The organism is Streptomyces sp. NPDC041796 (assembly GCF_055590785.1).
In genome coordinates this window covers 2,489-6,322 of sequence record NZ_JBVJAH010000063.1, presented here as the reverse complement: position 1 = coordinate 6,322, position 3,834 = coordinate 2,489, and the positions used below count along the sequence as shown (strand labels likewise).

Annotated in this window: 2 protein-coding genes and 3 pseudogenes; 4 read left to right on the top strand and 1 reads right to left on the bottom strand. The window is 61.0% G+C overall.

Annotation, left to right across the window (positions count from 1 at the left end; translation table 11 throughout):
• Both ACZ6C1_RS38375 and ACZ6C1_RS38370 read left to right on the top strand, forming a co-directional pair.
• Nucleotides 1–229, top strand: a pseudogene (locus tag ACZ6C1_RS38375) (hypothetical protein); the annotation flags it as partial.
• A 13-nt stretch (nt 230–242) separates the two neighbouring features.
• Nucleotides 243–535, top strand: a pseudogene (locus tag ACZ6C1_RS38370) (transposase); the annotation flags it as partial.
• Between the two features lie 126 nt (nt 536–661).
• Here ACZ6C1_RS38370 and ACZ6C1_RS38365 read toward each other — a convergent pair.
• Nucleotides 662–1,075: pseudogene (locus tag ACZ6C1_RS38365) on the bottom strand (IS5/IS1182 family transposase); the annotation flags it as partial.
• A 601-nt stretch (nt 1,076–1,676) separates the two neighbouring features.
• Here ACZ6C1_RS38365 and ACZ6C1_RS38360 point away from each other — a divergent pair.
• Both ACZ6C1_RS38360 and ACZ6C1_RS38355 read left to right on the top strand, forming a co-directional pair.
• Complete coding sequence (locus ACZ6C1_RS38360; RefSeq protein WP_469247675.1) at nt 1,677–2,960, top strand: hypothetical protein; 1,284 nt, start codon at nt 1,677–1,679, stop codon at nt 2,958–2,960.
• Nucleotides 2,961–3,239: 279 nt separating this feature from the next.
• Nucleotides 3,240–3,834, top strand: a 595-nt coding sequence (locus ACZ6C1_RS38355) for a hypothetical protein (RefSeq protein WP_469247674.1), incomplete at its 3' end; no start/stop codon positions are given.

Here is a 3,834-nt window from a genome sequence, read left to right as displayed (position 1 = left end):
ACCGTCCGCACCCCTCTACTACCACCACCGCGAACAACCCACCCACTACCAGCACTTCAACCACGACCACACCAAACTGAGAGCCCCGGGCGAACACGCCTTCGCACAGCTGAAGTCCCGGCGGATCCTCCGGCAAGCCAGATGCCCCACCCGCCGCATCAGCACCATCATCCAAGCTACCCACACACTGACCGACCTGCAGCTACTCAGGATGAAAACGCCTCACTGAGTCGCTTCCGCCCCACCCCACGATCCGCAAGGTTTGGGTCGACGGCGGCTAGCACAAGCACTTCGTCGAACATGCCGCCCCTCGGTTTCGAGCTGGAGGTTACCGCCCGCACCCCCGACACAAGGAGATTCACCTCCATACCGAAACGGTGGGCGGTCGAGCGAACCTACGGCTGGCTCATGCTCCACCGCCGCCTGGCCCGCGACGGCGAATCCCTGCCCGCCCGCTCCGAAGCCTGATCCACCTGGCGATCACCGATCTCATGGCCCGCCGCTCACAGGCGAAGCCGCCATCTCATGGCGTGACCGGCATAACCGGATCAAATCTGCATTGCGGGATGAAATGTCGGTAGAAAAACGACCTCTGCGGGTGTTGCAGAAGGCCGTGGTCGCGCAGCCTGAAGCGGGCGGCTGGCCTGTTGGCTGATGCGGCGAGACCGACACCGCGCTGTCGGCAGTCGCGGAGGATCTTGTAAGCGCGTGTTCGACGCGGGCGTGGATCTTGCGGTGGGCGGCGTTGTCTTCTTTCCTCGCCCTTCAGCAGCGGTCGTCCAGGCGTTTGCGGTGTGGGACGGCCGGTGTTGATGTAGGCGCCGTCAGCGCGGACCGTCAGCCTTGCAGTGTTCGGCCGGGCCGGAGCCCCGCCGGGCTCTCGCGTCCGGAGTGCCGCCGACGATCCGCAGCCGCTCGACTGCTTGCTGAGAGGTTCGGCCCGGCTCGAGTGCGAGCAGCGGGTCGAGCCTTCGGATCACTCGGCCCACGGTCGCGGGCGAGACGTCGAACAGCGGGGCGAACTCCCACACGGTGCCGTTCGTGCCCGCTCGGCCAGCGGCAGCCGCCACGGACGGCTCCACCGCAGCCCTCGCCACCGCTTCCCGGACCGCTTTCAGTAGCCGACCCAACTGGTCAACCCGCAGCCAGTGAACGTCTCAACCCACACCCGCTCGGCTCTCAACCCCCCAGCCATGCAACGGATATGCCCTGATCACGGCCTTCTGCAACACCCTTTAGGCAGGGTCGCACTTCGCCCGCCAGGCTTTCGCTGCATTACGTTCGATTGGTTACACCAGATTGGTTACACCCCTGACGTCATCCTGCTGACACTTTTCCCTCCTATATGGCGTCTGTGCGAATCCGGACGCATGTGCCCCCATGCACGGTGGGCGCACTTGTGCAAAAAGAACGTGGCAGCTTCTTGTTAATTAAGAGCTGTGGTTCCTTGAACAGAAAGGGGCTTGAACGCCTGGCGGCCTTTTTGATGGAAAGTTCACGCATTCATCTTAAGAAAATTCCAGTTCGGGCCTCTAATCACGTCAATGGCGCGTACGCGTCGGCTTTACAGGCCTGCGCATGAAAGGAAGATCTGTATGAGTTGGGATTCTCGGCGTGGGCGCCTGCGGGCTGCCACGGGGATGGCTTTGGCGGCCGGTGTGCTTAGCGTTGCCGTGATGGGTGCTTCTCCTGCGTTTGCGGCTCCGTCGCAGACGCTTTTGTATTCGGTGGATGGCGGGGCCACGTGGTCGCCGAATGTTACGACGGGGCCTGGCCAGCAGGTGCTTGCTCGACTCTGGTACAACAACGACACCACCGGGGCTCTGCCTAGCACCTCGCTGACCACCAGCCTCCCTTCCGGCTTCACCGTCGTACCCAACAGCACCCTTACTTGTCTCAGCCCCTCGACGATCGACCCTGCTTCTCCGGGCGCTGAGCAGGTCTGCAGCACCGACGCTGGCCAGGGCGGCACCGCTGTCGATTCCTCCGTCTGGTCGGGTGGCAACCTCGCTATCAGCCCCACTAACGGCCTCTTCGGCACCCCTACCACCGACACCAGCGGCACCCTCGCCATGGGTAAAACCCGCTATATCAATTTGCAGCAGTGTGTTTACTCAAACGGCTCGTATCTGTTCACCAATGTTGAACCAAACCTGGCAAACGCGCCATTCAATACCGAAACTAACACCTCCAACACTGCCGAGGCCTCTCCCACCTGTGGCGGAGGAACGGGTGGATTCGTCCTCAGTTCTCCCAATAGCAGCACCGCCCCTCTCGATCTCCTGGGGAACCGCTACGTTAATTTGCAGCAGTGTGTTTACTCAAACGGCTCGTACCTGTTCACCAATGTTGAACCAAACTTGGCCAATACGCCATTCAATACCGGCACCAGTGCCTCCAACACTGCCGAGACCTCTCCCACCTGTGGCGGAGGAACCGGCGGATTCGTGTTCAGTGATGTCAATAGCGGCACTACCCCTCTCGATCTCCTGGGGAACCGCTACGTTAATTTGCAGCAGTGTGTTTACTCAAACGGCGTATACCTGTTCACCAATGTTGAACCAAACTTGGCCAATACGCCATTCAATACCGAAACTAACGCCTCCAACACTGCCGACGCGTCTCCCACCTGCGGCCCCGCAACCGGCGGATTCGTCCTCAGCCCTCCCAATAGCAGCACCGTCCCCCTTGATACCTCCGACCCCACCCGAGGCGAAGGTTACGTACAATTCACCATGATCGCCCCCCCGGTCACCAGCACACAGACCTTCTCTGAAGACGCGACCTTGAACGGAGCTGGGACCGGAACTCCGAGCAGCAGTGGAACAATCACTGTCGACCCTGCACTTGCGATTCCGCTGGTCAGTTCCTGGGCCGCAGGATCAGCTGCACTGCTTGGGGGCCTGGGCGCAGCCCGTTGGTTTGCCCGTCGCCGCGAAGCTACCGGCGAGGCGCTCTAATTAGACACAAGGCAAGCGATTTTACGAATTTTTATAGTCCAGGCCTGAAGGTGGCGGCTAACGACTAGGGCCGCTCGATCGGATTGCTCTTCGGAATCCAAGCCGCCATCTTGTTAGCCAGGAATGGCGCCAGATCCGCACACAGTCGAGCCCTTCAGATCGCCCATTTCGGAAAACGTCAGTCCGCGGAATGCTGCCTGGTCCTGGCCAGTGCGGCTTCCGCGGCTACGCGACACAATGGGCAAATTTCCGGCCTTTTAGTTTAGGAAGAAGATCTGTATGAGTTGGGATTCTCAGCGTGGGCGCCTGCGGGCTGCCACGGGGATGGCTTTGGCGGCCGGCGTGCTCAGCGTTGCCGTGATGGGTGCTTCTCCTGCGTTTGCGGCTCCGTCGCAGACGCTTTTGTATTCGGTGGATGGCGGGGCCACGTGGTCGCCGAACGTCACCGCATATCCCGGCCAGAAGGTACTGACTCGACTCTGGTACAACAACGACACCACTGGGGCCGTGCCCAGCATCTCGCTGACCACCACCATTCCCGAAAGCTTCACCCTTGTGAATGGCAGCACCCGGACTTGTCTCAGCCCCTCGACGATCGACCCTGCTTCCCCGGGCGCTGAGCAGGTCTGCAGCACCGACGCTGGCCAGGGCGGCACCGCTGTCGATTCTTCCGTCTGGTCGGGTGGCAACCTCGCTATCAGCCCCACTAACGGCCTCTTCGGCACCCCTACCACCGACACTAGCGGCACCCTCGCCATGGGTAAAACCCGCTATATCAATCTGCAGCAGTGTGTTTACTCAAACGGCTCGTACCTGTTCACCAATGTTGAACCAAACTTGGCCAATACGCCATTCAATACTGGTACTAGTGCCT